Source organism: Flavobacterium sp. P1_E4, assembly GCF_056405915.1.
On sequence record NZ_JBFUBE010000012.1, the window covers coordinates 101,298 to 126,219 of the forward strand.

The following is a 24,922-nucleotide window of genomic DNA, read 5'->3' on the forward strand; positions in this document are numbered from 1 at the left end:
CAAAGTGTTGGATTTTTTTGTGTTGTAAAATAAAACAGTATATTGCAACTCTATTTTTGATATAATCCCCTTGACTAAATGAAGTTGACATTAAAATTAACGACTTATTCTAAATTGGTGTTATTGATCATAGGGATTTGCTCGCTATTTTTATTGCTGTTTACATCTCTTTATTTATACACTGTTCAGCAAGAAAAGGACGTTTTTAAAGTCAATTCAGATCAGTATAGAACTGAGGTAAATCGGTTATTTGACTTTAATTCAAAGACACAAATTGTTACGATAAATGATCTTACCTATTGGGATGCTTTGGTCAATTTCACAAAGTCAAAAGATATCTCATGGTTTAATAGATATATAGTAAATGAATTTCCTACTTACGAAGTGGATTATATTGGAATTTATAATTTAGATAAAAAATTTATCGCCAATACTTCAAAATCTAATTTTAAATCTAAAGATTTTATTCCCAAAGAAGCAATGATGCATCTATATAGAACCAAATTTTCTCGGTTCTATATGAGAGTTCCTGAAGGAGTTGTCGAAATATTTGGTGGGACCATCCATGCTTCAAATGATCCTAAAAAAGTAAAATCGAAGCCGTCAGGTTATATGTTTATGGCTCGTTTATTGGATCCAAAATATTTTAAAAATTTAGAAGATATCTGCAGCTCCAAAATTCAGCTTTTGGATAAAGTAGATATGGATACCATTGGGGATAAAAAGGTAACTTCTGTAATAAAATTGAGAAATGCAGATAATATGGTAGTTGCCAAATTATTGTTTGAAAGACCTTCACATCTCAATTTTGAAAAAACCAAAGAGTTGCTGTTGATTATAGTAATTGTAACTCTAATTAGTCTTATTGCGGCAGTTCATTATTCCAGAAAATGGGTTTATAAACCTTTGAAATTAATTACTACAATTTTAGAAAGTGATCGTGAAATTTCTATCAGTCTCTTGAAAAAAGAGCCTGGTGAATTTGGTTATATTGGTAATCTGTTTGAAGATCATAGGAAGAACCGATACCAATTGGAAAAATCAAAAGAAAAAGCTGAAGAAAGTGATAAACTCAAATCGACTTTCTTGGCCAATTTATCACATGAAATCAGAACTCCCATGAATGCTATTATTGGTTTTTCAGACTTACTGATGGATGATAAATTAAGTGATACTTTCAAAAAGAAGTATCTGAAAATCATAAATACCAGTGGCAAAAGTTTAGTGTCTATTATTGAAGATTTGATTGAAATGTCCAAAATTGATGCCAAACAAATTGCGCCAAAATTTAAAGGATTGAACATTGAAAAATGTTTGAATGAATTATATAATACACTGAAAGTTACAATACCGGATGATAAAAACATAAAGTTCTACCAACTGGAAAATAGCGTTAAACTACCGAATGATGTTTTGACCGACGAAATTAAATTGAAACAAGTTATCGTTAATTTATTGACTAATGCCATAAAATTCACAGATAATGGTCATGTTGCGTTTGGTTATAGCATTTGTCCAAATAAAAAATTTTTAGAATTTAGGGTTGAAGATACTGGGATTGGAATTAGTGAAAAAGACTTAAAAGTAATATTTGATCGCTTCAGAAGAGTAGAAGATGATTATTCTATTTCGCTCAGCGGTTTAGGATTGGGATTGTCAATTTCCAAAGCCTATGTAGAAATGCTCGGAGGAGAAATTACCGTAGAATCGGTTTTTGGTGGCGGATCAGTTTTTAAATTTACTATTCCATTGTATTATGATGAAACGACTCATGATGAAAATGATAGCGTCCCAGAAATAGCGTATAATGAGTCTGAAAGCAAAACCATTTTGGTGGCTGAAGATGATAATATTAATTTTCTGTTGCTAAAAACGATATTGGAAAAGAAAAACCATATTGTTTTAAGAGCTAAAAATGGGCAGGAAGTTGTTGATATTAGTGCGGCAGACCCAAATATTGATTTAATTTTTATGGATATAAAAATGCCTGTACTGGATGGTTACGAAGCTTTTGAAATAATAAAAAAAGTCAATCCAGATCGAATTGTAATAGCTCAAACGGCACACTCTTCTTCTGAAGTGGAGGAAAGTATCATGAAGGCCGGTTTTTCAGGGTATATTACTAAACCTCTTAATAAAGAAAAAATATTCGAATTAATTAATCAAGTATTTCAAAATAATACCATTAATTAAATTTGATTTTATTCAAAAAAAAAAGAGGATTTCAATACGAATCCTCTTTTTTTTATTTTATTTCGCATTTTTTAATTAATTGACTGCTAAGTCATAACTGTACAGAAAGTCCTCTCTTACAAAACCCATTTTATGATACAATCCTTGAGCTACAGTGTTGTTTTTTGCGGTTCTTAATCGGATGTCATGAGCTCCTAATTCTTTAGCAAATTCAACAGTTTTTAGAATTAATTTTTCACCTATACCTTTTTTTCGAGCAGAAGAGTCGACAAATAAGTCATTTAAAATCAGGATTCTATTAAGTGCCAATGAAGAAAAAGTTACATAAATTAGAGCAAAACCAATAAGTTTATCTTCATCAGTTTCATCTGAAGCTACAAAAATGATAGCCTCATTATTTTCTAATCGCTCCTTTAGATATGCATAATGCTTTTCGTAATTGGATGGGTTTTTATAGAAAACAGCATATTGATCAAAGAGATTCGTCAATTGATCTAAGTCTTGAGTAGTAGCTTTTCGTATCATAAATGATTGGTCTTTAGTGGTTGGAGAAATAAATTTACAAAAAAAACTTTACTTTAGGGATATTGAGGTTTAGTTTCCAATCTCTATTTGTAAATTTTATTTTTGGTTTGTGTGTTTTTCTGAAAATCTAAATCTAAAATATTCTGAAAATGGTTTAGCAATTAATACTAAACAAGTAAAAAAAGTTTGGTGATTTGGTTAAAGGTTAATTTTTAATAAAAGTCATTTGAATCGAATAATATTTCTTAGATGGAAAATGATATTTGGATTGGTTGAAACAGATGTACATGAAACAAATTTGATATTGGTGATAAAGCAAAATAATTATATTTTGTGTAAATGATTAATTAAATTTGAATGAACTAATTGGAGCCAAATATATGTTTGGAAAGTATTTTTGATGCTAAAACCAATATATCTATGACGGTTTATAAAAGTGCACAACGTTATTTTGGATTAGTAAAATTATTAAGGAAACAAAATGAATAATACAGTCAAATTATTTAAATCTATAAATCCGTTTACGCAATCCATTATTGCTGAGCATGAAGTTTTGACCAATGCTCAATTGGATCAGAAATTGCAATTATCGGAATTGGCTTTCAAGAATTGGCGTACTACAACTTTTCAGGAAAGAGCCGATAGAATGAAAAAATTGGCAGGTATATTGAGAGCTAACAAAGATGAATTGGGATTGCTTATTACCAATGAAATGGGTAAAATTCTTCCCGAAGCAATCGCTGAGGTTGAAAAATCAGCAACGAATTGTGATTACTATGCTGAAAATGCAGAGAAAATACTTAAAGATCAATATTACGACACACCTTTCAAGAGTATGTCGGTTTATGATCCTATGGGGGCTGTATTTGCTATTATGCCCTGGAATTATCCTTTCTGGCAAGTGTTGCGCTATGCTGCACCGGCAATTATGGCGGGGAATGTTACTCTTTTAAAACATGCACCAAATGTTATTGGTTGTGCGAAAGCCATCGAAAAGATGTTTTTGGAAGTTGGTTTTCCAGAAGGTGTTTTCCAGCAAATAAACATTGATATTTCACAAGTTGAAAGTGTGATTGCTTCTGATGTTGTTTCTGGAATTACTTTGACAGGAAGTGAAATGGCCGGTTCTTCGGTTGGAGTATTAGCTGGAAAGTATATAAAGAAATCGGTGATGGAGTTGGGTGGATCGGATGCTTTTATTGTTTTGGATGATGCCGATTTGGAAAAAGCAACCACAATAGCTGTGAAATCCAGAATGCTGAATGCGGGACAGGCCTGTATTTGTGCAAAGCGGTTTATAGTTACCGAACAAGTTGCCGATGAATTTGCTGCACTTTTTGCTAAAAAAATAATTGCTTTGCAACAAGGGAATCCATTACAGAGTGGGATTGATATGGGGCCTTTGGCGAGAATTGATTTGGCTGATAAATTAAGTAAGCAATTAAAAAGTGCTTTAAAACAAGGAGCTAGGGTGGTAGTAGGAGGTGAAAGAGACCATTGTAATTTTCAGCCTACACTAATTGATTTTGTGGATGTTAATAATATTGCTTTTAAAGAAGAGACTTTTGGCCCATTGGCAACTATTATTAGAGCCAAAGATGAAAATGATGCCATTGCTATAGCAAATAATCATCGATATGGTTTGGCCTCGGCAATTTGGACTGAAGATAGAGAGCGAGCTTATGCTTTGGCCAGAAGAATTGAAGCGGGCAATGTTTTTGTCAATTCTCTAGTTCGATCTGATTCTAGGATTCCTTTTGGAGGAATAAAAAAATCAGGATATGGAAGAGAATTGTCTGAGGTAGGAATTAAAGAATTTATGAATATGAAATCATTGATTATTGAATGATTTTATAAATAGACGAATTGATAAATCCTTTAAAATAAGATTCTATTTTTCGATTTTCAAAACCTTAAACTAATGCTAATTTTAAGTGTGTGAGTTTAAGGTTTCCTTGTTTTGTCGATTTAATCAATACTTGATTTTTGTAATTAGTCTTTATTTTTTAAAATTAAATATTTTTTAATACCCCTATTTTTTTATGGGGTTGTGTGTTTTTTAATTGTGTAATTTGATCTTAAACTATGTTTTTTTAACTCTAAAATTTAAAATAGCTTTAAATTTTGATAGTATTTAGTAAAAATTCGATTATTGAATTTTTAATATAATTTAAAAAAAATAGGAAATACATATTATTTTTAGATGATTTTCGGATATCGATAATTCTTCTCGGAAACTTTTAAAAAAGTTTTTCTGTTAACTAAAAGTTAATAATTTCGTCTCAGGAAAAAAGAAAAAATAACCAAATTCGATTCAATTACCCTAATTGAATTACTAACTAAAAAACAGATTAAATATGAAAAAAGTAATTACTATTTTAGTGTTAGCCTTGACTACAAGTTTTGCATTTGCACAAGATGCGCCAGAAACTACTCCATTACAAATTTCAGGTTCTGGAGATTTGTATTACAAGTATGATTTTTCAAAAACAGCAAATATTCCAACAAGTTTTGGAACAGATCAAAATTCAGTTTCTTTAGGTATGTTAGATATTGCTTTTAAGAAAACTATAAAAAAAGTGTCTTTTGTGGGTGAAGTATCTTTTGGTCCAAGAGGACAATATCAATCGATTCCAAATGGTGATGGAACTGATTTGAATTCATTCCATATTCAAAATTTATACGCATCATATGCAGTTTCAGATAAATTAAGTTTTACTGCCGGTTATATGGGAACTTTTATTGGGTATGAGGTAATTTCACCAGTAGGTAATTTCTCTTATTCAACTTCATATTTGTTTACCAACGGACCATTCCAAAATGCGGGTGTTAAAGCCAATTATAAAATAACAGAAAAATTTGGGGCAATGTTAGGAGTGTTTAATGACTCATGGAATTCTTACAAAGCAGATCCTGCAAAAGGATTAAATGCCGTAGGAGGTCAATTGTCATATGTGTCCGGAGGAACAAGCGCCTATCTTAACTTTATGGACGGTTCTGTAAGTGGTACTATTTTTGATTTAACAGCGACATTCCAACTTACTGAAAAATTCAAATTAGGTTTAAATGGGGCTGATTTTTCAAACGAAGGTGATGTAGGTTATACAGGAGCTGCTATATACCCATCTTATGCGTTTAACGATGCTTTTGCTTTAGGAATGCGTGCGGAATATTTCAAATATAAAGAAGCTTCTGTATATGGAAAAACAGACGTAACAGCTTTCACTTTATCAGGAAACTATAAAGTAAGTGGCTTGACTATTATTCCAGAGTTTAGAATTGATACTAATTCAGATGATGTTATGTTCGTTAATTCGGATTTGAATCCTACTAGTTCTGCTACTCAAGTTCTTTTAGCTGTGGTTTACGGATTCTAATTCAAAGGAATTATCATTCGAGTTTAGACTTATATAATATTAAAAAATATTTTTTTTTTGCTGTCAAGATCCCTAGTGGTTTTGGCAGCTTTTTTTGTTTAGGACGGACTAGCTATGGTTTGCTTGATTTTTTCACTTCTTTTATAGAATATTTTTGAATATGAAAATTAAAAACTGGTTGGTTGTTTTTGACTGAATTTGTAAGCAGTCGCAAGGATATTTTTGAGTTAATCGCTAAGACGGCAGAATAATTGGTGTAAAAAGAAATGTGTTATTTTGTGAGGTCTGATTCTCATTATGGTAAATACATTATTTCTTTTGAAGAAAGTGTAAAGTTAAAGGAGATAGTATTCAAAGAAGAGATTTTGAATTATTAGTTTGTTGGAATTCAGTTAGGTACTTCTAGTCTTAGCGTTTTTATTATGCTATTTAAATTCGGTTAGCTTAATAAATTTAATAAAACAGTACGAATGCGATCTCTATCCAAATCGGTTAAATTGGAACCTGAAGGTAAACTCAGCCCTTTTTCAAATAATGATTCAGCAATTTTATTTCCGTAAAAGGGATAATTTTTATAGAGTGGTTGCAAATGCATGGGTTTCCATAAAGGTCTGCATTCTATATTGGAATCCAACAATGTTAATCGGATGGTTTCTCGATTGATACCATTTTTAGTTTCTTCAGGATTTACTAATATTGTAGTTAGCCAGTAATTAGAAAAGTAGTCAGGATTTGTTGTAGAATAAACAGTAATTCCAGGAACATTTTCAAAAAGAGAAACATAAAAATCATGCATAGATCTTCTTAAGGCGATGTGTTTATCTAATACTTTCATTTGACCTCGACCAATACCTGCGCAAATATTACTCATCTGGTAATTATATCCTATTTCGCTATGTTGATAATGAGGAGCTTCATCCTTTGATTGTGAGGCTAGAAATTGTGCTTTTTTCTTTAATTGATGATTTGATGTAACAATTGCTCCACCTCCAGAAGTGGTTATAATTTTGTTGCCATTGAATGAAAAAACACTAATATCTCCAAAAGTACCGCATTTTTGCCCTTTGTAACTGCTACCTAAAGCCTCGGCACTATCTTCCAAAATAGGGATATTGTATTTGTCGGCAATGGTTCTTATCTCTTCAATTTTATATGGAACACCATATAAATGAACAGTAATTATTGCTTTTGGAATCTGCCCTTTGTGAATCGTTTCTATAATAGCTTCTTCTAAAGCAATTGGGCAAAGATTCCACGTCTCAAGTTCGCTATCAACAAAAATGGGAGTTGCACCTTGATATAAAATGGGATTAGCTGATGCTGAGAATGTAAGGGATTGGCAAATAACAACATCACCTGCTTTAACATTCAATAGAATTAAACCTAAGTGAATAGCTGCAGTCGCTGAACTTAAAGCTGTTACAAAAAGTCCTCGGGATAAATATTTTTCTAAATCATGTTCGAATTCGGTAATATTTGCCCCTAATGGAGCAATCCAGTTCGAGTCAAATGCTTCGTGTATGTATTCGAGTTCGGTGCCTCCCATGTGAGGAGAGGATAGCCAGATTTTTGATTTGTTCATTGTCTTTTGATATTAAAACCACAAAATCCTGTAAAATGATTTTGTCTGCAAATCATTCTAACTTAAATCCACAATCTATATTAGACTAAATTATAAAACTAGATTATTCAATTTTAAAATTATAGTAAGTGCTAGGATTTGAATAAGAATACACAAACAGTTAATTTCTAATGTGGATTCGGGATTAAATGTAAGTAAAAATAATCTTTTTAGATAAAGTATGGAATGAGAATGTTATTGTATAGAATGGTGTTTTTATTTCTGCTTTCAAGTTTAAGGGCTATTGATAAAGAATACGTTTCGGAGTAACATAAAAGAAGAAACGCCTTTTGAAGGATCAAAAAGCGTTTTTTATATATTGATTTTTTTTTATTTTTTATAAATCGAGTAGATAGTGCCAATCGTTTTTTCGTCCAAAATATCATTAACCTCAGTTTGGATGTAATGAAGTTTGAATGCCATGATAGCTGCCGAAAGATTTTTGGTATTGTATCCTATTACTTGTAAACCTTGCTCAACATTAAAATCAGTGGGAGGACATTCAAGAGTATCTTCTGGCCAAACCCCAAAACCATTTAAGGCTAAAAGCTTCCATGGAAATAAAGCACTTGGGTCTTTTTTTCTTGTTGGCGCAATATCGGCATGTCCAATTATGTTTTGTGTAGGGATATTGTAGTCTTTTTTTAATTTGGTCAAAAGAGCCAATAAAGTATTAATTTGGGTGTCTGAAAATGGTTCAGAACCATTGTTGTCCAATTCAATTCCAATAGAACTTGAGTTAATATCGGTGTTTTTTCCCCATGATCCATTTCCTGCATGCCAAGCTCTTAGGTAATCATTGAGCATATGAACTACTTTTCCGTCTCTGGCAATCACATAATGAGCACTAACTTTAGTGTCTTTTAAGGTGAAGGTTTTTATTGTTTGTTGTAAAGAATCCTGTGCTGTGTGATGAAGGATAATGAAATTGGGTTTTCTTAAATTAAAATTGACTGTACCTACCCATTCAGATGCAATACCATTTTGTAAAATATTAGCGTCAGTTTTAGAAAGAGTATCTTTATAGTTAAGTAATTGATTTTTGTATCGATATGCAACACTGTCGATTACTACACTTGGTTCGCTTTTTAAGGGAACAGCTTCTTTTGCAGATATGGTTTCTTTTAAGTTTTTTATTTGTGCATTGTATTCCTTTTCAGTTTCTTTATGAGGATTTTTTGTTGCACAGGAAGCAATAAAGAGGAGAAGAATGATATAGTAAATGTGCTTTTTCATGGTAGGCATTTCAAAAATGTTTTTATAGCAAATTTTTAGTGTTTTCTAGATTCTATTTTATTTTTTCGATCCTCGCTCAAAATTTGATATTTTGCTTTTTGGTCTTTGTTTAATATATCCAACACTTCCAAATCAGTCATTTCCCCAAGAACTTTAAATTCTTTTTCTTTTTCCTCGTCGCTGCTTTCTTTTTTTATTAAAGCCTCTTGCTTTTTAAGTGATTTAGTGTAAATATTATTAAGGACTATTTCTTGAAGAGCATCTAGATTAAGTTCTTTTTTGTAATAGTCTACAATTTTTGCTGCAGTTACTTCTGCAGGAATAGGTTTAGGGGCACTTTGTTGATTGCTTTGAGACATTTGACTCATTTGGTTAGATCTACCGTAACCATTTCCTCCGTATCCTCCACCACCATATCCTCCACCGCCATAACCATTTCCATATTGTTGTGCCGAAATAGTGTTAACCGACAAGAATAAAAAAACTACAAAAAGTACTGTTTTAAATGCCTTCATAAATGTAAACTTGAAAAATTAAAAATTCAAAAATCTAAACTGGTTCTCCGTATAAATCAAATTCTGTTGCTTCAATAATTTTAATCATAGCAAAATCACCAGTTTTTACATAGTGTTTTGTAGCGTCAATTAAAACTTCATTATCTACATCCGGACTGTCAAATTCTGTTCTTCCCACAAAATGACCTCCTTCTTTTCTGTCAATAATACATTTAAAAGTCTTGCCTACTTTTTCTTGATTTAAATCCCATGAAATCTGAGACTGTAACTCCATTATTTCATTGGCACGATCTTGTTTTACGTTGTCTGGAACATCATCTTCAAGTAAATAAGCGTGAGTATTTTCTTCGTGTGAATAAGCAAAACAACCCATTCTGTCAAATTTCATTTCTTGGACAAAATCTTTCAGGATGTTGAAATCTTCCTGAGTTTCTCCAGGATAACCAACAATCAAAGTTGTACGAATAGCCATTCCGGGAACTGCTGCTCTAAAGTCTTTCAATAATTGTGTTGTTTTTTCTTGGGTGGTACCACGACGCATTGATTTCAAAATTGAATCAGATATGTGTTGCAACGGAATATCAATATAATTACAAATCTTAGGTTCGCGTTTCATGATTTCCAGAACATCCATYGGGAAACCRGTAGGGAAGGCGTAGTGCAAACGAATCCACTCGATACCTTCAACTTTTACTAATGCTTCCAATAATTCACCCAAAGCACGTTTTTTATACAAATCAAGACCATAGTAAGTTAAATCTTGAGCAATCAAAATCAATTCTTTTACACCGTCTCTTGCTAATCCTTCAGCTTCTTTAACTAGTTTTTCAATAGTCTGCGAAACGTTTTTCCCTCTCATTAATGGGATAGCACAAAAACTGCAAGGTCTGTCGCAACCTTCTGAAATTTTCAAATAAGCGTAGTTTTTTGGAGTAGTAGTCAAACGCTCTCCAAGTAATTCATGCTTGTAATCAGCGCCCAAAGCCTTCAATAAAGCAGGTAATTCTGTAGTTCCAAAATATTGATCCACATTTGGAATCTCTTTTTCTAAATCCGGTCTGTATCTTTCAGACAAACAACCCGTCACAAAAACCTTATCAACAAGTCCTTTGTCTTTCTTGTCGGCATATTCCAAAATCATATTTACCGATTCTGCTTTTGCATTATCAATAAATCCACAAGTGTTTATCACGATAATATTTCCCTCATCCTCTGCTTTGGCCTCGTGGGTCACGTCTTTTCCGCTCGCACGGAGTTGTCCCATTAGCACTTCACTGTCATACACATTTTTGGAGCACCCTAGCGTGATCACATTTATTTTGTTCTTTTTTAAAGACTTCGTTCTCATAGTATTATATCCTTGATAATTTAGGAATTTTGCAAAATTACAATTTTTTGTGCAAACCCTGCCTGTTTACTTTCAAAATGCCCTGTTTTGATAGTATAAAAATAATTTGAAGCACAATGTTTACATTATTCAAGACCATTTGTCCCGCTGTCTGCAGTATCTTTTCTTTTTTTCTTGAAAAAAGAAAAGATACTTGCGAGAGCAATTGGACATCGGGGTTATTTAAGATGTTTTTGTTTTTAAAAAGAACTAAACAAAAAAAGTATTCAGGTGATTATGCTATTTAATGATAAAACGTATTATGGTCAAAAAGTTGTTGTCGTATTAGTTGAATTTTTTTATATGCCCAAACGATCAGCATTCGGTCAAAATCGACTATTTTTGATATTCTTAAAATTTTAAATTTATGAATAAGTTTCGACTCAAAATAATAGTTGTCTTTGTTTTTTTAAGCGGTATAATAGCTTCAAGAGCTCAAAAGGTTGATAAACAATATCTGATTTATAACGCACAAATTGTAGATGTTCTTTCGGGTAAGATACGAAAGGAAAAAGCGGTATTAATTAATGGCGAAAAAATAAAGAGCATTGGTGATTTTCAAACACTCAAAAAAAATGTATCAGCTGTAAATATGATTGATGCAGGGAATAAATTCCTTATACCAGGTCTTTGGGATATGCATATACACTTGGAAGGAGAACATTTGGTTGAAGATAATAAAGCCTTGCTTCCGTTATTTTTTGCTTATGGTATTACAACAGTGAGAGATTGTGCCAGTGATTTGGGGGAGCAAGTTTTGGAATGGCGCAATGAGGTGGCTTCAGGGAAATTGCTAGGGCCTACTATTTTTACGGCTGGCATAAAACTGGAAGGAATTAATTCTAAATGGAAAGGAGATTATGAAATTGGTAATGAAGCGGAACTCAACATAGCTTTAGATAAGTTAGATAAAAGACATGTGGATTTTATTAAAATTACAGAAAGTGCATTACAAGGGCCATTGTTTCTAAAGAGTATTGAAGCTGCACATAAACGTGGATATATCGTTTCTGGACATGTTCCTATTGATTTAACATTAGAAGAGATGGTTGATGCTGGTTTTTCAAGCGTTGAACATTCCAGTTATCTTTTAAGACAGGGCTATGATGAAAAATCAATAGTTTCCGATTTAAAGGCAGGAAAAATAACGAAGGCACAAGCTAATACATTATATCAAGCCACTTTTAATCAGGAAATGGCCAATGAAAACTATAAAAAACTTGGAAACAAGGGGTTGTCAGTTACTCCAACACTTATTGGAGGTCGACAAGTGGCGTTTATGGGTGAAAATAATTATCTAAAAGATAGTTTGATGGTGAGTTATTTGACAAAAGCATACGTAAAGGATTATATATTGCGTTTAGAACGCTCAAAGAATGATACTCCAGAACAAATAGCCGAGCGCAAGAAAAAGTACTTGTTTTTGCAAAGCCAAATTCCGTATATATATAAGGCGGGTATAAAAATTTTGGCGGGTAGTGATGCGGCAACATTAAATGTTTTTGTTTATCCAGGACAATCGCTGATACAGGAATTGATGTTGTTTCAGGATGCTGGATTAAAACCAATAGATGTTTTGCGTTCCGCCACCATAAATGGTGCTCGTTTTATGAAAAAGGACAATATGATGGGGTCTGTTGATATTGGTAAAACAGCAGATCTTGTATTATTGGAGAAAAACCCTTTGGAAGACATTCATGCTGTAGAGCATATTTCAGGAGTTTACACCAAAGGACGTTTTTTTGATAGAAAAGCATTGAATCAGCTTCTTCAAAATGTGAAAAACGCCAAAATAAAGTTAGATAAAAATAAAGAAGGTCAGTAGTAATTTTTAAATCTAGGTGGATGTATAATCTCAGGTAAAGATTAAAAATAAAACCGGTTTTGACTTTATAATCAAAACCGGTTTTATTTTTAATTAGGTGTGTATTTTTACATTTCAAATACAAAAGTCATAGTGAAATTGTTTTTGGATGTATTGATTCGAGCGCTTTCTGTAAATCCTTGTGAAAAGAACTGATTTTGTGATGTGGAGTGAACGTTTACATACGAAAAGTCAAGTTTTATAGAACCAAAATTATATCCTAAACCTCCAGAAAAACTGTTTAAATCACCTATAGTAGCGGAGTCATTGTACGGACTTCCTTCAAAACGATATCCGCCTCTTAGTCTGAATTTTTGTATTTTATATTCGGCACCCACTCTTACTTCATTGCTACTGCCAAGAGCATTATGCATAGCGCTATTTAAACCTCTGTAATAAGGATCGTTTGTTGGGCTAAATTCAGTACAACTATAATCTTTGTATTTGTAATCCAAACTGATTAAACCTGATTTTCCAAAAATATAGGCAAAACTTCCAGTTAAACTCCCAGGAGTGCGTAGATCATAAGGGGCATAATAATTAATAACAAATGGATCAACTACATCAGGAGGAAGTGTTCCTGTGATGTTACTGCTAATGGATGTTAATCTTTGCGAAAGTTCGTCTTGTAGATTATACCATGTTGGTGATTCATAAGCAAAACCTAAACGCATTTCATTCGTTAATTTTGCGATAGCTCCCACTTGGAATGAAAAGCCTGCTCCGTAAGTATGTAAGCTGTTTGAAAAATTTAAACTCTTTACTCTGTCATTTAAATCCAAAGTGTTGTTATTGGATTCGTAGAAGTTGGTATTTTGTACATAATCAGTAAAGTGTGAGTTCAGGTTTAAACCAAAATATAGAAAATCTTTGTATTGCAAACCGCTGTTAAAAATAAGTTTACCATTATAACCACTGGAGTAAGTGCTGTTTTCTTGATAGTAATTACCACCTGGACGAACATTTGAAGTATATGCTACATTTTTGTCATCATTTTCAGAGACTGGATTTATAATGAATCCATAATATCCTAGGTAAGCTTGTTGCGGTCCATTGTCCAAATATGCGTAATTAGTATTCTTTATTAATCCTAATGGAACGCCGTTGGCGTAGCTTAAAAAATAATTGGCTACAGAATTTAAGGGACTGATTCCTGCCGAAAACATTGAATTGTCGTAATTATTGGTGCTCTCGTAATTAATGGACATCGAGAATTTTTTTAAATCATTGTTAGGGTTTCTGGTTTTGAAAACAAAAACGCCTCCTGCTTGATTGAGGTCAAAAGTACTTTCGCTTGCCGATGTGGAAGCCCCAAAATAATTAGATTCGTTTTTTGTGTCGTAATTCCCCATCGTAGCAGCGAATTGATTGTTGTTGAACACAGCTGAGCCTGCTGGATTTACATTGATGGATGATAAATCTCCTCCTAGTGCTCCAAAAGCACCACTCATAGCTGTAAAACGAGATGTTCCATGCAATTCGCTTTGTGAATAACGCATCGCATCTTTAATTTCTTGTGAGTGTATTGTAGAGAACGTTAGCCCTGCTACTAGATATAATAATAGGTTCTTTTTCATTTGGTTGAGCTTAGAGTTAGTTAATTTCTAGTTCGAATTTTTCTATCTTCTACCGCCACCGCCCATTCTGCCACCTCCGCCACTAGACATTCTAGCGCCACCACCACTAGACATACTGCTGCCACTGCTTCTGTACGAACTGTTGCTAGGTGTATAACTTGATCGTTGGTAATTGCTTGAGCTGTTTGTACTAGTTCGGCTTTGTGAATATGAACTTCTTGATTGATTTTGAGTGTAATTTCTCGATGAAGTATTACTATTTCGGTTCGTGAAAGTAGGGGACTGTCTACTTATGCTAGTGCTGTTTCTATTATAGGTGCCGTTTCTACTTGTAACACTGTTTCTGTTATAGGCACTAACTCTGTTATTGTTGTAAATTGAATTGTTGTAATTCCCGCCATATGACGAACCTCTTCTGCTATAGTTGTAGGCATAAGGTGTTGCGTGAGCGTATCCATAACCATAACCAGGATAACCACATCCGTATCCAGGATATCCCCAGCCGTAACCTGGGTATCCCCAACCATAATAAGGATATCCCCAACCATAATATGGGTATCCATAGCCATAGCCGTAATAAGGATATCCCCAGCCAAACCCGATAGACCAATAGCTGTCTGGGTATGCAACCACAGTTGTTTCTTGAGGAGAACTACCCCAAGATGGATAACCTGTTGAGGGTGCTTGTATAGAATCGTTTTCGGTATTATAGTTATTGCCATAACTATTTACATCGGTAAATATTTCACCAGATCCTCCAGTGCTTTGTAGAGAACTAAAGTATTGTTTGTATTGAACTGAAGCTGAATTGGGTTGATTGTCCTTTATCACAATTTTCTCTCCATTTGTGCTATACACACCGTCATTGTCATAATAGGAACTATTTTGGTAAGAACCACAAGAGGTTACTGCCAAACTCAAAAATCCGATTAAGAAATAAAGTGGTGTTTTCCGAGTAATTAATGCATTTGTTTTCATTTCGGTAGATTATTTTATTGTTGGACAATACAAATTTAGTTAGTTTTGCGTAATTATTTAGTTAAATTATATATAAACAAATATTATGCCAAATTATTCAAAATGAGCAAGAACCTTACAACACGAGCAGAAGATTATTCAAAATGGTACAATGAGTTGGTTGTTAAGGCCGATTTAGCTGAGAATTCAGGAGTTAGAGGCTGTATGGTGATTAAGCCATATGGGTATGCTATATGGGAAAAAATGCAAGCAGAGTTGGATAGAATGTTTAAAGAAACAGGGCATCAAAATGCCTATTTCCCTTTATTTGTTCCAAAAAGCATGTTTGAAGCTGAGGAGAAAAATGCTGAAGGATTTGCTAAGGAATGTGCTATTGTAACTCATTATAGATTGAAAAATGACCCGGATAAACCAGGGAAATTGATGGTGGATCCTAATGCAAAATTAGAGGAAGAATTAATTGTTCGTCCTACAAGTGAAGCTATTATTTGGTCTACTTATAAAGGATGGGTACAATCATATAGAGATTTACCATTATTAATTAACCAATGGGCGAATGTGGTGCGTTGGGAAATGAGAACTAGATTATTCTTGAGGACGGCTGAGTTTTTATGGCAAGAGGGGCATACGGCACATGCTACGAAAGCGGAGGCTGTGGAAGAGTCTGAAAAAATGATGAATGTATATGCTGATTTTGTAGAAAATTTCATGGCTATTCCGGTTGTAAAAGGATTGAAAACCGAAACAGAACGTTTTGCTGGTGCTGAAGAAACTTATTGTATTGAAGCTTTGATGCAGGATGGAAAAGCTTTGCAAGCTGGAACTTCACACTTTTTGGGTCAGAACTTTGCAAAAGCTTTTGATGTTAAGTTTGCAAATGCTGAAGGTAAGCAAGAGCATGTTTGGGGTACTTCATGGGGGGTTTCTACTCGATTGATGGGGGCGTTGGTAATGACGCATTCTGATGATCAAGGGTTGGTATTACCTCCTAATTTAGCACCGATTCAAGTTGTTATTGTTCCTATATATAAGAGTGATGAACAATTGGATGCTATTTCTGCAGAAGTGGATGTTTTGGTGAAAGCGTTGAGAAAATTAAATATCTCTRTAAAATTCGATAATAGAACAACTCAAAAACCAGGATTCAAATTTGCTGAATGGGAATTAAAAGGAGTGCCTGTAAGAATAGCTGTAGGTCCAAAAGATTTAGAAAACGGAACTTTTGAAGTGGCTCGAAGAGATATTTTAACCAAAGAGGTAGTTTCAAAAGATGGAATCACAACTTATATCGGCGATTTATTAGAGCAAATTCAAAAAGATTTGTTCGAAAAAGCATTAAATTATAGAAATACTCACATTACAGAAGTAAATAGTTTTGATGAGTTTAAAACGATTCTTGACGGCGAAGGAGGCTTTGTTTCAGCACATTGGGATGGTACTGCGGAGACCGAAGAGAAAATTAAAGAATTGACAAAAGCAACAATAAGATGTATTCCTTTAGACAGGGTAGAACAAGCGGGAAGCTGTGTGTTTACTGGGAAATCTTCAGTTGGAAGAGTGCTGTTTGCTAAGGCATATTAAAAAAAATAATTTTTTTTTGCCTCTACTATTGCGCTTCTCAAAAATAGTTGTATTTTTGCATCCGCATTACAGAAGTAGTGCTGTTGCAAAAAACAATGGCCCGTTCGTCTATCGGTTAGGACGCATGGTTTTCATCCATGTAAGAGCGGTTCGATTCCGCTACGGGCTACAAGGATATTTAGATTGAAATTCTGAGAATAAAAAAACAATGGCCCGTTCGTCTATCGGTTAGGACGCATGGTTTTCATCCATGTAAGAGCGGTTCGATTCCGCTACGGGCTACAATTTTTTTTGATCTAGAATGTTCCAGAACTTAGAGGGATATTGGTCCGTTCGTCTAGGGGTTAGGACGCCAGAATTTCATTCTGGTAACAGGGGTTCGATTCCCTTACGGACTACAAAAAATGAAATAATTAAGATAAAAAGATAACAAAATGGCAAATCATAAGTCAGCTCTAAAAAGAATTAGAAGTAACGAAAAGAGAAGAGTATTAAATAGATACCAACACAAAACGACTCGTAATGCTATTAAAGCATTAAGAATTGCAACTGATAAATCTGATGCGACTTCTAAATTGTCAAGTGTAATATCTATGATTGATAAATTAGCAAAGAAAAACATCATTCATGATAACAAAGCTTCAAACTTGAAGTCTAAGTTAACTAAGCATGTTGCTAAATTGTAAGTAATATAATTTATATAAAAAAAGCCCCTTTTTTAAGGGGCTTTTTTTATGAGTAATTTTAGCGATTAAGTTTGGAAGTTGTAGGTTAGGCGTGTGTGTTTGAAAGAATCTGGATAAGTGAGGACAATTATTTTACGGCTCTTATGAGCTTCTGAGAAAAAAATGGTTATACGATTATTTGTCTAAGGTAATTTAAGTTTAGTTTTTAGATAATCTAACATTTCAATTGTGATGGGTTTGGATAGAAACTCAATAACATTGGGGTATGATTTCGATTTTTTGATGTCTTCAGGGTCAATGGTTGAAGTTAGAATGATAACTTTAGTATTATTTAGATTGAAATAATTGGAGGCGTTAAATAAGTCGAGAAATTCCCATCCATCCATTACGGGCATGTTTAGGTCTAGAAAGATTAATTGAGGTCTTTTTTCTTGATTTGAGATGCTGTTGATTTTATTGATTAGGGTAATTGCTTCTCGGCCATTAATAGCGTTTATTATTTCTTTTGCGAAAGAGGCTTTTTCTACTACTTTTTTGAAAAGCATCAATGTAATAGGGTCGTCATCAACGCACATGATAAGTTCCAACATTTTTACAGGGGTTTAAACGTTAGTGTAAATTCAGTTCCTTTTTCAATCTCGCTTTGTATGCTAATTGTGCCTCCCATGGTTTCTATTTGTGATTTAACCAAGAATAGGCCTAGTCCTTTACTGTCAGGGTAATCATGAAACCTTTGGTAAAGGCCGAAAATTCTATTTTTATTTCTTTCTAAATCAATACCTATGCCGTTGTCTTTGTAATGGATTGTTATGGTGTTGTTTTCGTCTTCATTTATTGTAATATCAATTATCAAGTCTCTGTTTTTTGATCTATATTTTAAAGAATTGGTTAGTAAATTGATAAAGATGCTTTCAAAATAAGCTTTGTTTGTGCTTATTTTGGTGACATTCCCATAAATGATATTCAATTGAGGCTTTATATTATCAAGTTGAATATGGAGCTGACTAAGAATGTTTTTGAAAATATCTCTTATCCGCAATTCTTCATTTTGTATAGATATGCTATCTTTTATGGTGATTACTTTGGCTAGATCATTGATAGTCTCGTTGAGTAAATGTGTCGATAATTTAAAACCGGCTAAGATTTCCTTTAACTCTTCATCTTCAATTGTGAAGTCTTCAATTAGGTTTAATAATCCAGTCAAGTTTGATAGGGGGGCTCTTAAATTGTGTGATGTGATATAGGAAAATTGTTTTAAATCTTTATTGTTTTGTGTTAATTCTCGGATGAGTATTTCTTTTTCTTTTTCTAATTTTTTTTCTTCAGTAATGTCTCTTTGTATGGAAATCCAGTGTGATAGGTCATGTTCAAGATTGTAAACAGGAATAAATGATAATCTAACCCAGTATTCGGATTGGTCTTTTTTGTAAAGAATGATTTCTAGAAAGCATTCTTTTTTGTTTTTTATTGAGTCTGTTAATTTTTCAATTTCCTTTAAATCGGAGTTTTCGCCCATAAAAAAATTAGGGGATTTACCAATAATTTCTGAATGTTCGTAACCTGACATTTTATCGAAAGCAGGATTGGCAAAAACTATTTTTGGAATTTGATTGTCATCTGAGGTCGCTTGTGTGATAATGATAGAATCTTTGGCTTCGGTAAAAACGGTTTCAAGTAATTTTAAGCGATTTTCTTCTTCTTTTTGTTTGGTAATGTCTTGTATGGCACCAATCATTCGTATGGCTTTTCCGTTTTCATCTTTAAGAATAAAGCCTCTGTCTAATACATATTTGTAAGTATCATCTCCACATTTAAATCGATATTGATCCTGCCATTTTTCTGTTTTTTGTTCTAAAAAGGAATAGAGTTTAACAGACATTTTTATACTGTCTTCTGGATGAATATTGTCGAACCACCACTTAGAATTTTTTCCTACTTGATCTTGGTTGTAGCCAAATATCCCTTTGATTCCCCTGTTCCAGCTAATGTGATCCTCCGGTATTTTCCAGTCCCAAATAGTGTCGCTGGTAGCTTTGGCAACGATGTCGTATTTGTCGTTGGACTCTTTTAATTGATCGTTAGTTTGTCTGAGGTTTTTGTTGATTTCGGTATTTCTTTTATCGTTTTTTGATAAGATGTATCTAAAAAGTATTCCTGTGATAGTGATAAAAAATATGTCTTTGATGAAGCTGAAATTGTAGCAATCCAAATAGGTTGAGTATTGTTTAGCTAATTTAAAGCTAAGGATAGCTAAAAATAATGCCGAAAGAGTATAGATTAAGGTTATTTGGTTGGCTTTGTTTTTCATTAATCAAATATAATTAATAAATGTTAAAATTTAAAATATCGATTTAAATAAATTCGGATATCTTAATTTTAAGTCTATAATAAGTGCTTATGTGTTAACAAAATAGCAAACTATTGCGTAAAGGTTTTTTATATCAAAATAAAGTGTACCTTTGCACCCATTAAAAATCACAGATGGAAGCTATTAGAAACATTGCAATTATTGCCCACGTCGATCACGGTAAAACAACTTTGGTTGATAAAATTATGTATCACTGTCAATTATTTCGTGACAACGAAAACACAGGTGACTTAATCCTTGATAACAACGACTTAGAGCGCGAAAGAGGTATTACTATTACTTCTAAAAATGTTTCGGTTCAATATAAAGGAACAAAAATCAATATTATCGATACTCCTGGTCACGCCGATTTTGGTGGTGAGGTAGAGCGTGTATTGAACATGGCTGATGGTGTTTGCCTTTTGGTGGATGCTTTTGAAGGGCCAATGCCACAAACTCGTTTTGTATTGCAAAAAGCTATTGATTTAGGATTAAAACCATGCGTTGTAATCAATAAAGTAGATAAAGAAAACTGTACTCCTGAAGAAGTTCATGAAAAAGTTTTTGACTTGATGTTTGAATTAGGTGCACAAGAATGGCAGTTGGATTTTCCAACAGTTTACGGTTCAGCTAAAAATAACTGGATGTCTGACCATTGGGAAAACGTAACTGATAATGTTGAAGCATTGTTGGATATGGTTATTGAAAATGTACCAGCTCCTAAGGTTTCCGAAGGAACTCCACAAATGTTGATTACATCTTTAGATTTCTCAGCATTTACAGGTCGTATCGCTATCGGTCGTCTTGAAAGAGGTGTTTTGAATGAAGGTATGCCAATCTCATTAGTAAAAAGAGATGGTACAATAATGAAATCTAGAATTAAAGAGCTTCATACTTTTGAAGGTCTTGGTCGTAAAAAAGTACAACAAGTAATTGCTGGAGATATTTGTGCAATTATTGGTGTTGAAGGATTTGAAATTGGAGATACTATCGCTGATTTCGAAAATCCAGAAGCTTTAGCAACAATTGATATTGATGAGCCTACAATGAGTATGTTGTTTACAATTAACGATTCTCCTTTCTTTGGAAAAGAGGGTAAATTTGTAACTTCTCGTCATATTAGAGAGCGTTTGACAAAAGAATTAGAGAAAAACTTAGCAATGAAGTTAGGTGAAACTGATTCTGCTGATAAGTTTATGGTTTTTGGTCGTGGTGTACTTCACTTGTCTGTTCTTATTGAAACAATGAGAAGAGAAGGTTACGAATTGCAAATCGGTCAGCCACAAGTTATCATCAAAGAAATTGACGGTAAAAAATGTGAGCCAATTGAGGAATTGACAATTGATTTACCAGAATCTCTTTCAGGTAGAGCGGTTGAGTTCGTTACTATGCGTAAAGGTGAAATGCTGAGTATGGAAACTAAAGGTGAACGTATGATTGTAAAATTTAATATTCCATCACGTGGAATTATTGGATTGCGTAATCAATTGCTTACTGCTACTGCTGGTGAGGCTATTATGGCACACCGTTTTATAGGATACGAACCTTACAAAGGAGAAATTGCTGGACGTAACAAAGGTTCATTGATTTCTATGGAAAAAGGGAAAGCTATTCCTTATTCTATCGATAAATTGCAAGATCGTGGTAAGTTTTTTGTTGAACCAAATGCCGAAATTTACGAAGGTCAGGTAATTGGAGAAAACTCTCGTGGTGATGATATGTGTGTAAACGTAACAAAAGAGAAAAAACAATCTAACGTTCGTTCTTCTGGAAATGATGAAAAAGCGAGAATTATTCCTCCAATCATTTTCTCTCTTGAAGAAGCTTTAGAATACATTCAAAAAGATGAATATGTAGAGGTAACTCCAAAATCTATTCGTTTGAGAAAAATATATTTGACTGAAACAGATAGAAAAAGATTTAAAATCTAAAAGATTTAAATTTCAATATTTAAAATCCCAAATTCCTAAGTACTGGAATTTGGGATTTTTGTTTTATAGCTAATTTGAATTTGAGTATTAAGGAGCGGAGACATTAGGCTCTATCTGTAAACATCGTTCCTGCTGTCCGCTATATTTCCCGATTAACAAAAACTACGGCAAAAAAGCCTTGTTTTTCTAAATCGGGAGATGCCGCTTCCATCAGGGCTAAGAGTTAGCATTTTATCTTTTTTGGAATCATTTTTAAAAGTAAAAATTGAACAGAATTACTAATGTGCAGCAGTCATTTTGATATTGATTTTAGTATCGGCGGTAACTGTGAATTTTGCGTCTTCGTATTTAGGTGGTCCCATAAAACCTTTTGCATTATTGGAACAGGCAACAGGTTCTTTTGGCATTCCGATGAAGTTTTTATCCAGTTTTCCGTTCTTATTTTCGTCATGATAAACTAGAACGGTATATTCTCCTTTGGGTATTCCATTAAAAGTAACCGAAGCCGAATTTGATTTAATTGGAGAGGAAATAGCCTTATACGATACTTTAAGAAATTTGTCTTTGGTATTGTATAATTCAGCAGTTAACGATCCAGTATTGTTTTTTATCCCCGAAACGGAAACGGTAAGATCTGAATTTTGGGCGAATCCAAAACTGGAAATGAATAATAGGATTGGGATGAAATGTTTAAGCATATTTGTAGTTTTTAATAAGCTCTTAAATTTACAAAATTTTGATGGTTGAACTCAAAAATGGTGTTATTAAACATTATCAGAAACAAAATTATATCGAGAGTATTTTCAACAGTAAACAGAAGGGCTCCCTATATAGACATGAATAAATTTGCATCGTAGTTTTAACAATTTTCACTTGTTTTTTATCATAGAATACGATAGCGAACAGGCGAAGCAAATCATCCCAAATACAAAACCAACTTCCCATTAAGCCTATTGCTTGAATCTGTTGTAGCAGCTGTTATGAAGTCAACTTTATTTTCCATTTTATTCCTTATCGATTTTTTTATCAAAATTCAAAGTAAAGGATAAAAAGAATCCGATAATTAAAAGCCAAGATAAATTATAAGTCACGAAAAATTCGTTTGGTCTTGTTTTAATAAAAATAAGTGGAATCATTAAAACTATAAATGGAATTAAAAAATAGGAAGCAAGCATAATGAAAAATCCCTTTTTTATATTTTGTTTCTTATAAACCGTTGTAAATAAAAGGTAAAGAGTAAGAGAAGCAATTAACCCGCTGAATAAAATTAATATATTACCGTCTAAACTTTTCAAATTAAAAATATCGGTTAGCCATTTTATTATTTCACCGATTCCAAATAGTCCAAAAAAGGCAGTAAAAAATGATATGTAACAAAATGTAATTGTTAAAATAAGCCCTATTAAAAAAGGATGTTTAAACAGTTTATAATTTACTATTCCAAATGAAATACCGAAAATCAATGGATTTAAATTATTACTTGCAACCGTTTCAAATGGTACAATAATTAATAAGATTAAAATTGATAATGATGTTAGTATTCCGTTTTTCATTTTTTTTTTTGTTAAGCTGCCGGCTAACGTTCCGATATTACATCGAGTTTGGGACTAAATTAAGCTCATTCTTCGGATTTGCCACCCGAGAGATAGCGAACTGGCGAAGCAAATCAGCCCAAATACAAAACCATTTTTCTATTAATCCAATTGCCCAAATCCGTAGGAATAGCTGTTGTATGCAGTGCTTTATTTTGATACTTTAGACTTCTTAATGTTCAAGGCTTTCTGTTTTATCCATTGAATTGAAATGTCGACAGGTACTGTAATATTGTCAGAAGAAGTATTGTGTCCTAATGTTGAAAACAAGGCATATTCGAAAGGTTTGCCTTGAGCTTTCAATGTATTTAATTGCTCCATACACAACTTTACTGGAATCTGTATATCTTTCTCACCAAAAAGCCAAATTCCTGGAATTGAAAGAGTATTCAAGGAAATTTTTGGGTCAGTAGCTGTAAATTGATACCTGTCAGAATCATTTTTGATATGTTCACGAGCTTCTGATTCTGTATGATTTTCCCAAAAATTATTGTTTCCATTAGTATAAAACTGAAATCGAAGTTGTTCTAGGGTCGTAATTGTAGGGCAACTAAATAAAACCATAAATTCAATTTGTGGATTCTTGCTTGCAGCAATTGGGATTATCCATCCCGCTTGACTGAAGCCAACTAATCCAATAGGTGTTTTTTTATCTTTCAAATAGGTTCGAAATGTCTTTACTGCTGCACTTGCATCATGAGATAATAAATTAAGATTAGTAGTGTCAATATTATTCGTGCCAACAGATGGCCCTACATATACACCACCAGATTCTCCAACTCCACGTTTATCATATGTCAATACAGCAATACCTTCTTTGGCAAGACGTTTAGCGAACTCCATTTCTCTTTTTACAGGATCAGACCCATGAACAATTACAACAGCTGCAAATGTTCTTTTAGGCGTTAAAATTGAGCCTGCAAGAGTGATACCTTGACTTTCAAACTTTACATTTTGAATGGTAAAGTCGGTCGATTGAGAAAATACCATTTCTGGTAAAGTTATTAATACCAACCAAAGAAGTGAGTTAGAAAAAAAGTTAATATTCATATTAGTTTAATATAAAAAAATGTTTTGAATGGTCATCGTTAGTATTGTCTACAACGTCAGTCTGTGAAAAAACCTCCGTTTGTATATCACCAAATATAACAAAAAAGTTGTGTCAAAACAGGAATTTTCGTATTTTTAAGAATGCAGCATATCACAGGAATTTCCCGTCATCAGATGCGTTTTTCTAGTTTAGAAGACGCTATAAGTCCCGATAATCAAGTTCGTTTTATAGATGCTTTTGTAGAATTTATTGACCTCACCAAGCTGGGTTTTGCAATACAAAGTATCAAAGGAGAAGGTCGCCCGAGTTACAATACCAAAGTGTTTCTGAAAATCTATTTATACGGTTATCTCAACGGATTAAGAAGTAGTCGCAAACTAGAAAAAGAATCTCTTAGAAATATTGAAATGCAGTGGCTATTGGAAGATATTCGTCCCAATTATCACAGCATCTCCGATTTC

At 33.2% G+C, this 24,922-nt stretch carries 20 protein-coding genes and 3 tRNA genes; 11 read left to right on the forward strand and 12 right to left on the reverse strand.

The features are described 5' to 3' along the window. Positions 1 to 78 precede the first annotated feature (78 nt). Entirely contained in the window at positions 79 to 2,193 is a 2,115-nt protein-coding gene (locus AC1DY0_RS12505; protein WP_477188930.1) for an ATP-binding protein, read from the forward strand. Between the two features lie 75 nt (positions 2,194 to 2,268). Here AC1DY0_RS12505 and AC1DY0_RS12510 read toward each other — a convergent pair whose 3' ends face one another. Further along, positions 2,269 to 2,718: an N-acetyltransferase family protein gene (locus AC1DY0_RS12510; protein WP_477188931.1), complete on the reverse strand. Its 450-nt coding sequence runs from the start codon at positions 2,716 to 2,718 to the stop codon at positions 2,269 to 2,271. Positions 2,719 to 3,199: 481 nt separating this feature from the next. On the opposite strand from AC1DY0_RS12510, the gene AC1DY0_RS12515 reads away from it, so the two are divergent. Both AC1DY0_RS12515 and AC1DY0_RS12520 read left to right on the forward strand, forming a co-directional pair. Then, positions 3,200 to 4,567, forward strand: a complete 1,368-nt coding sequence (locus AC1DY0_RS12515) for an NAD-dependent succinate-semialdehyde dehydrogenase (protein WP_477188932.1) — start codon at positions 3,200 to 3,202, stop codon at positions 4,565 to 4,567. A 508-nt stretch (positions 4,568 to 5,075) separates the two neighbouring features. Further along, positions 5,076 to 6,095 (forward strand): outer membrane beta-barrel protein, encoded by a 1,020-nt coding sequence (locus AC1DY0_RS12520; RefSeq protein ID WP_477188933.1) that lies wholly within the window; start codon positions 5,076 to 5,078, stop codon positions 6,093 to 6,095. A gap of 439 nt (positions 6,096 to 6,534) precedes the next feature. On the opposite strand, the gene AC1DY0_RS12525 is transcribed toward AC1DY0_RS12520, so the two are convergent. From AC1DY0_RS12525 to rimO, 4 genes are all read right to left on the reverse strand, one after another. After that, positions 6,535 to 7,677, reverse strand: a complete 1,143-nt coding sequence (locus tag AC1DY0_RS12525; protein WP_477188934.1) for a DegT/DnrJ/EryC1/StrS family aminotransferase — start codon at positions 7,675 to 7,677, stop codon at positions 6,535 to 6,537. Between the two features lie 369 nt (positions 7,678 to 8,046). Further along, a complete protein-coding gene (locus AC1DY0_RS12530) occupies positions 8,047 to 8,952 on the reverse strand; it encodes an N-acetylmuramoyl-L-alanine amidase (RefSeq protein ID WP_477188935.1) in 906 nt (301 codons plus the stop codon). 35 nt (positions 8,953 to 8,987) lie between these two features. Further along, positions 8,988 to 9,467, reverse strand: a complete 480-nt coding sequence (locus AC1DY0_RS12535; RefSeq protein WP_477188936.1) for a hypothetical protein — start codon at positions 9,465 to 9,467, stop codon at positions 8,988 to 8,990. A 34-nt stretch (positions 9,468 to 9,501) separates the two neighbouring features. Further along, positions 9,502 to 10,815 carry a 30S ribosomal protein S12 methylthiotransferase RimO gene (rimO, locus tag AC1DY0_RS12540; RefSeq protein WP_477188937.1) on the reverse strand — a complete coding sequence of 438 codons (1,314 nt, stop codon included), beginning with the start codon at positions 10,813 to 10,815 and terminating at the stop codon, positions 9,502 to 9,504. A gap of 406 nt (positions 10,816 to 11,221) precedes the next feature. Here rimO and AC1DY0_RS12545 point away from each other — a divergent pair, with 406 nt between their 5' ends. Continuing rightward, complete coding sequence (locus AC1DY0_RS12545; protein ID WP_477188938.1) at positions 11,222 to 12,679, forward strand: amidohydrolase family protein; 1,458 nt, start codon at positions 11,222 to 11,224, stop codon at positions 12,677 to 12,679. A gap of 107 nt (positions 12,680 to 12,786) precedes the next feature. On the opposite strand, the gene AC1DY0_RS12550 is transcribed toward AC1DY0_RS12545, so the two are convergent. Continuing rightward, the gene (locus AC1DY0_RS12550; RefSeq protein WP_477188939.1) at positions 12,787 to 14,295 is read right to left on the reverse strand and encodes an OmpP1/FadL family transporter; all 1,509 of its coding nucleotides are present in this window, start codon (positions 14,293 to 14,295) and stop codon (positions 12,787 to 12,789) included. A 42-nt stretch (positions 14,296 to 14,337) separates the two neighbouring features. Further along, a complete protein-coding gene (locus AC1DY0_RS12555; RefSeq protein ID WP_477188940.1) occupies positions 14,338 to 15,273 on the reverse strand; it encodes a hypothetical protein in 936 nt (311 codons plus the stop codon). Between the two features lie 102 nt (positions 15,274 to 15,375). Here AC1DY0_RS12555 and proS point away from each other — a divergent pair, with 102 nt between their 5' ends. The 5 genes from proS (at position 15,376) to rpsT (ending at position 17,540) form a co-directional block, all read left to right on the forward strand. Further along, positions 15,376 to 16,854, forward strand: coding sequence for a proline--tRNA ligase (proS, locus tag AC1DY0_RS12560; protein ID WP_477188941.1), 1,479 nt, complete (start codon positions 15,376 to 15,378; stop codon positions 16,852 to 16,854). A 97-nt stretch (positions 16,855 to 16,951) separates the two neighbouring features. Further along, positions 16,952 to 17,023: transfer RNA gene (locus AC1DY0_RS12565), tRNA-Glu, on the forward strand. 41 nt (positions 17,024 to 17,064) lie between these two features. Continuing rightward, positions 17,065 to 17,136, forward strand: a tRNA-Glu gene (locus AC1DY0_RS12570). Positions 17,137 to 17,180: 44 nt separating this feature from the next. Beyond that, positions 17,181 to 17,252: transfer RNA gene (locus AC1DY0_RS12575), tRNA-Glu, on the forward strand. 36 nt (positions 17,253 to 17,288) lie between these two features. Next, complete coding sequence (rpsT, locus tag AC1DY0_RS12580; protein WP_310008077.1) at positions 17,289 to 17,540, forward strand: 30S ribosomal protein S20; 252 nt, start codon at positions 17,289 to 17,291, stop codon at positions 17,538 to 17,540. A 182-nt stretch (positions 17,541 to 17,722) separates the two neighbouring features. Here rpsT and AC1DY0_RS12585 read toward each other — a convergent pair whose 3' ends face one another. Then, entirely contained in the window at positions 17,723 to 18,130 is a 408-nt protein-coding gene (locus AC1DY0_RS12585) for a response regulator (RefSeq protein WP_477188942.1), read from the reverse strand. A 2-nt stretch (positions 18,131 to 18,132) separates the two neighbouring features. Next, complete coding sequence (locus tag AC1DY0_RS12590; protein ID WP_477188943.1) at positions 18,133 to 19,848, reverse strand: PAS domain-containing sensor histidine kinase; 1,716 nt, start codon at positions 19,846 to 19,848, stop codon at positions 18,133 to 18,135. A gap of 173 nt (positions 19,849 to 20,021) precedes the next feature. Between AC1DY0_RS12590 and typA the strand changes: the two genes are divergently transcribed. After that, the gene (typA, locus tag AC1DY0_RS12595; RefSeq protein WP_477188944.1) at positions 20,022 to 21,818 is read left to right on the forward strand and encodes a translational GTPase TypA; all 1,797 of its coding nucleotides are present in this window, start codon (positions 20,022 to 20,024) and stop codon (positions 21,816 to 21,818) included. A 278-nt stretch (positions 21,819 to 22,096) separates the two neighbouring features. On the opposite strand, the gene AC1DY0_RS12600 is transcribed toward typA, so the two are convergent. The 3 genes from AC1DY0_RS12600 to AC1DY0_RS12610 all read right to left on the reverse strand — a co-directional run bounded on the left by AC1DY0_RS12600 (position 22,097) and on the right by AC1DY0_RS12610 (position 24,460). Continuing rightward, on the reverse strand, positions 22,097 to 22,516 hold the full coding sequence (locus AC1DY0_RS12600; protein ID WP_477188945.1) for a DUF2141 domain-containing protein: 420 nt from the start codon (positions 22,514 to 22,516) through the stop codon (positions 22,097 to 22,099). Between the two features lie 306 nt (positions 22,517 to 22,822). Further along, positions 22,823 to 23,371 (reverse strand): hypothetical protein, encoded by a 549-nt coding sequence (locus tag AC1DY0_RS12605; RefSeq protein WP_477188946.1) that lies wholly within the window; start codon positions 23,369 to 23,371, stop codon positions 22,823 to 22,825. Positions 23,372 to 23,560: 189 nt separating this feature from the next. Beyond that, on the reverse strand, positions 23,561 to 24,460 hold the full coding sequence (locus AC1DY0_RS12610; protein WP_477188947.1) for an alpha/beta hydrolase family protein: 900 nt from the start codon (positions 24,458 to 24,460) through the stop codon (positions 23,561 to 23,563). A 141-nt stretch (positions 24,461 to 24,601) separates the two neighbouring features. Between AC1DY0_RS12610 and AC1DY0_RS12615 the strand changes: the two genes are divergently transcribed. Then, the coding region (locus tag AC1DY0_RS12615) for a transposase (RefSeq protein WP_477188948.1) at positions 24,602 to 24,922 on the forward strand (321 nt) is incomplete at its 3' end.

What these genes read in the sequence shown, in the direction of transcription:
- AC1DY0_RS12505 (WP_477188930.1), top strand. Translation starts at nt 79, where the DNA reads ATGAAGTTGACATTAAAATTAACGACTTATTCTAAATTGGTGTTATTG.
- AC1DY0_RS12510 (WP_477188931.1), bottom strand. Translation starts at nt 2,718, where the DNA reads ATGATACGAAAAGCTACTACTCAAGACTTAGATCAATTGACGAATCTC.
- AC1DY0_RS12515 (WP_477188932.1), top strand. Translation starts at nt 3,200, where the DNA reads ATGAATAATACAGTCAAATTATTTAAATCTATAAATCCGTTTACGCAA.
- AC1DY0_RS12520 (WP_477188933.1), top strand. Translation starts at nt 5,076, where the DNA reads ATGAAAAAAGTAATTACTATTTTAGTGTTAGCCTTGACTACAAGTTTT.
- AC1DY0_RS12525 (WP_477188934.1), bottom strand. Translation starts at nt 7,677, where the DNA reads ATGAACAAATCAAAAATCTGGCTATCCTCTCCTCACATGGGAGGCACC.
- AC1DY0_RS12530 (WP_477188935.1), bottom strand. Translation starts at nt 8,952, where the DNA reads ATGAAAAAGCACATTTACTATATCATTCTTCTCCTCTTTATTGCTTCC.
- AC1DY0_RS12535 (WP_477188936.1), bottom strand. Translation starts at nt 9,467, where the DNA reads ATGAAGGCATTTAAAACAGTACTTTTTGTAGTTTTTTTATTCTTGTCG.
- AC1DY0_RS12545 (WP_477188938.1), top strand. Translation starts at nt 11,222, where the DNA reads ATGAATAAGTTTCGACTCAAAATAATAGTTGTCTTTGTTTTTTTAAGC.
- AC1DY0_RS12550 (WP_477188939.1), bottom strand. Translation starts at nt 14,295, where the DNA reads ATGAAAAAGAACCTATTATTATATCTAGTAGCAGGGCTAACGTTCTCT.
- AC1DY0_RS12555 (WP_477188940.1), bottom strand. Translation starts at nt 15,273, where the DNA reads ATGAAAACAAATGCATTAATTACTCGGAAAACACCACTTTATTTCTTA.
- rpsT (WP_310008077.1), top strand. Translation starts at nt 17,289, where the DNA reads ATGGCAAATCATAAGTCAGCTCTAAAAAGAATTAGAAGTAACGAAAAG.
- AC1DY0_RS12585 (WP_477188942.1), bottom strand. Translation starts at nt 18,130, where the DNA reads ATGTTGGAACTTATCATGTGCGTTGATGACGACCCTATTACATTGATG.
- AC1DY0_RS12590 (WP_477188943.1), bottom strand. Translation starts at nt 19,848, where the DNA reads ATGAAAAACAAAGCCAACCAAATAACCTTAATCTATACTCTTTCGGCA.
- typA (WP_477188944.1), top strand. Translation starts at nt 20,022, where the DNA reads ATGGAAGCTATTAGAAACATTGCAATTATTGCCCACGTCGATCACGGT.
- AC1DY0_RS12600 (WP_477188945.1), bottom strand. Translation starts at nt 22,516, where the DNA reads ATGCTTAAACATTTCATCCCAATCCTATTATTCATTTCCAGTTTTGGA.
- AC1DY0_RS12605 (WP_477188946.1), bottom strand. Translation starts at nt 23,371, where the DNA reads ATGAAAAACGGAATACTAACATCATTATCAATTTTAATCTTATTAATT.
- AC1DY0_RS12610 (WP_477188947.1), bottom strand. Translation starts at nt 24,460, where the DNA reads ATGAATATTAACTTTTTTTCTAACTCACTTCTTTGGTTGGTATTAATA.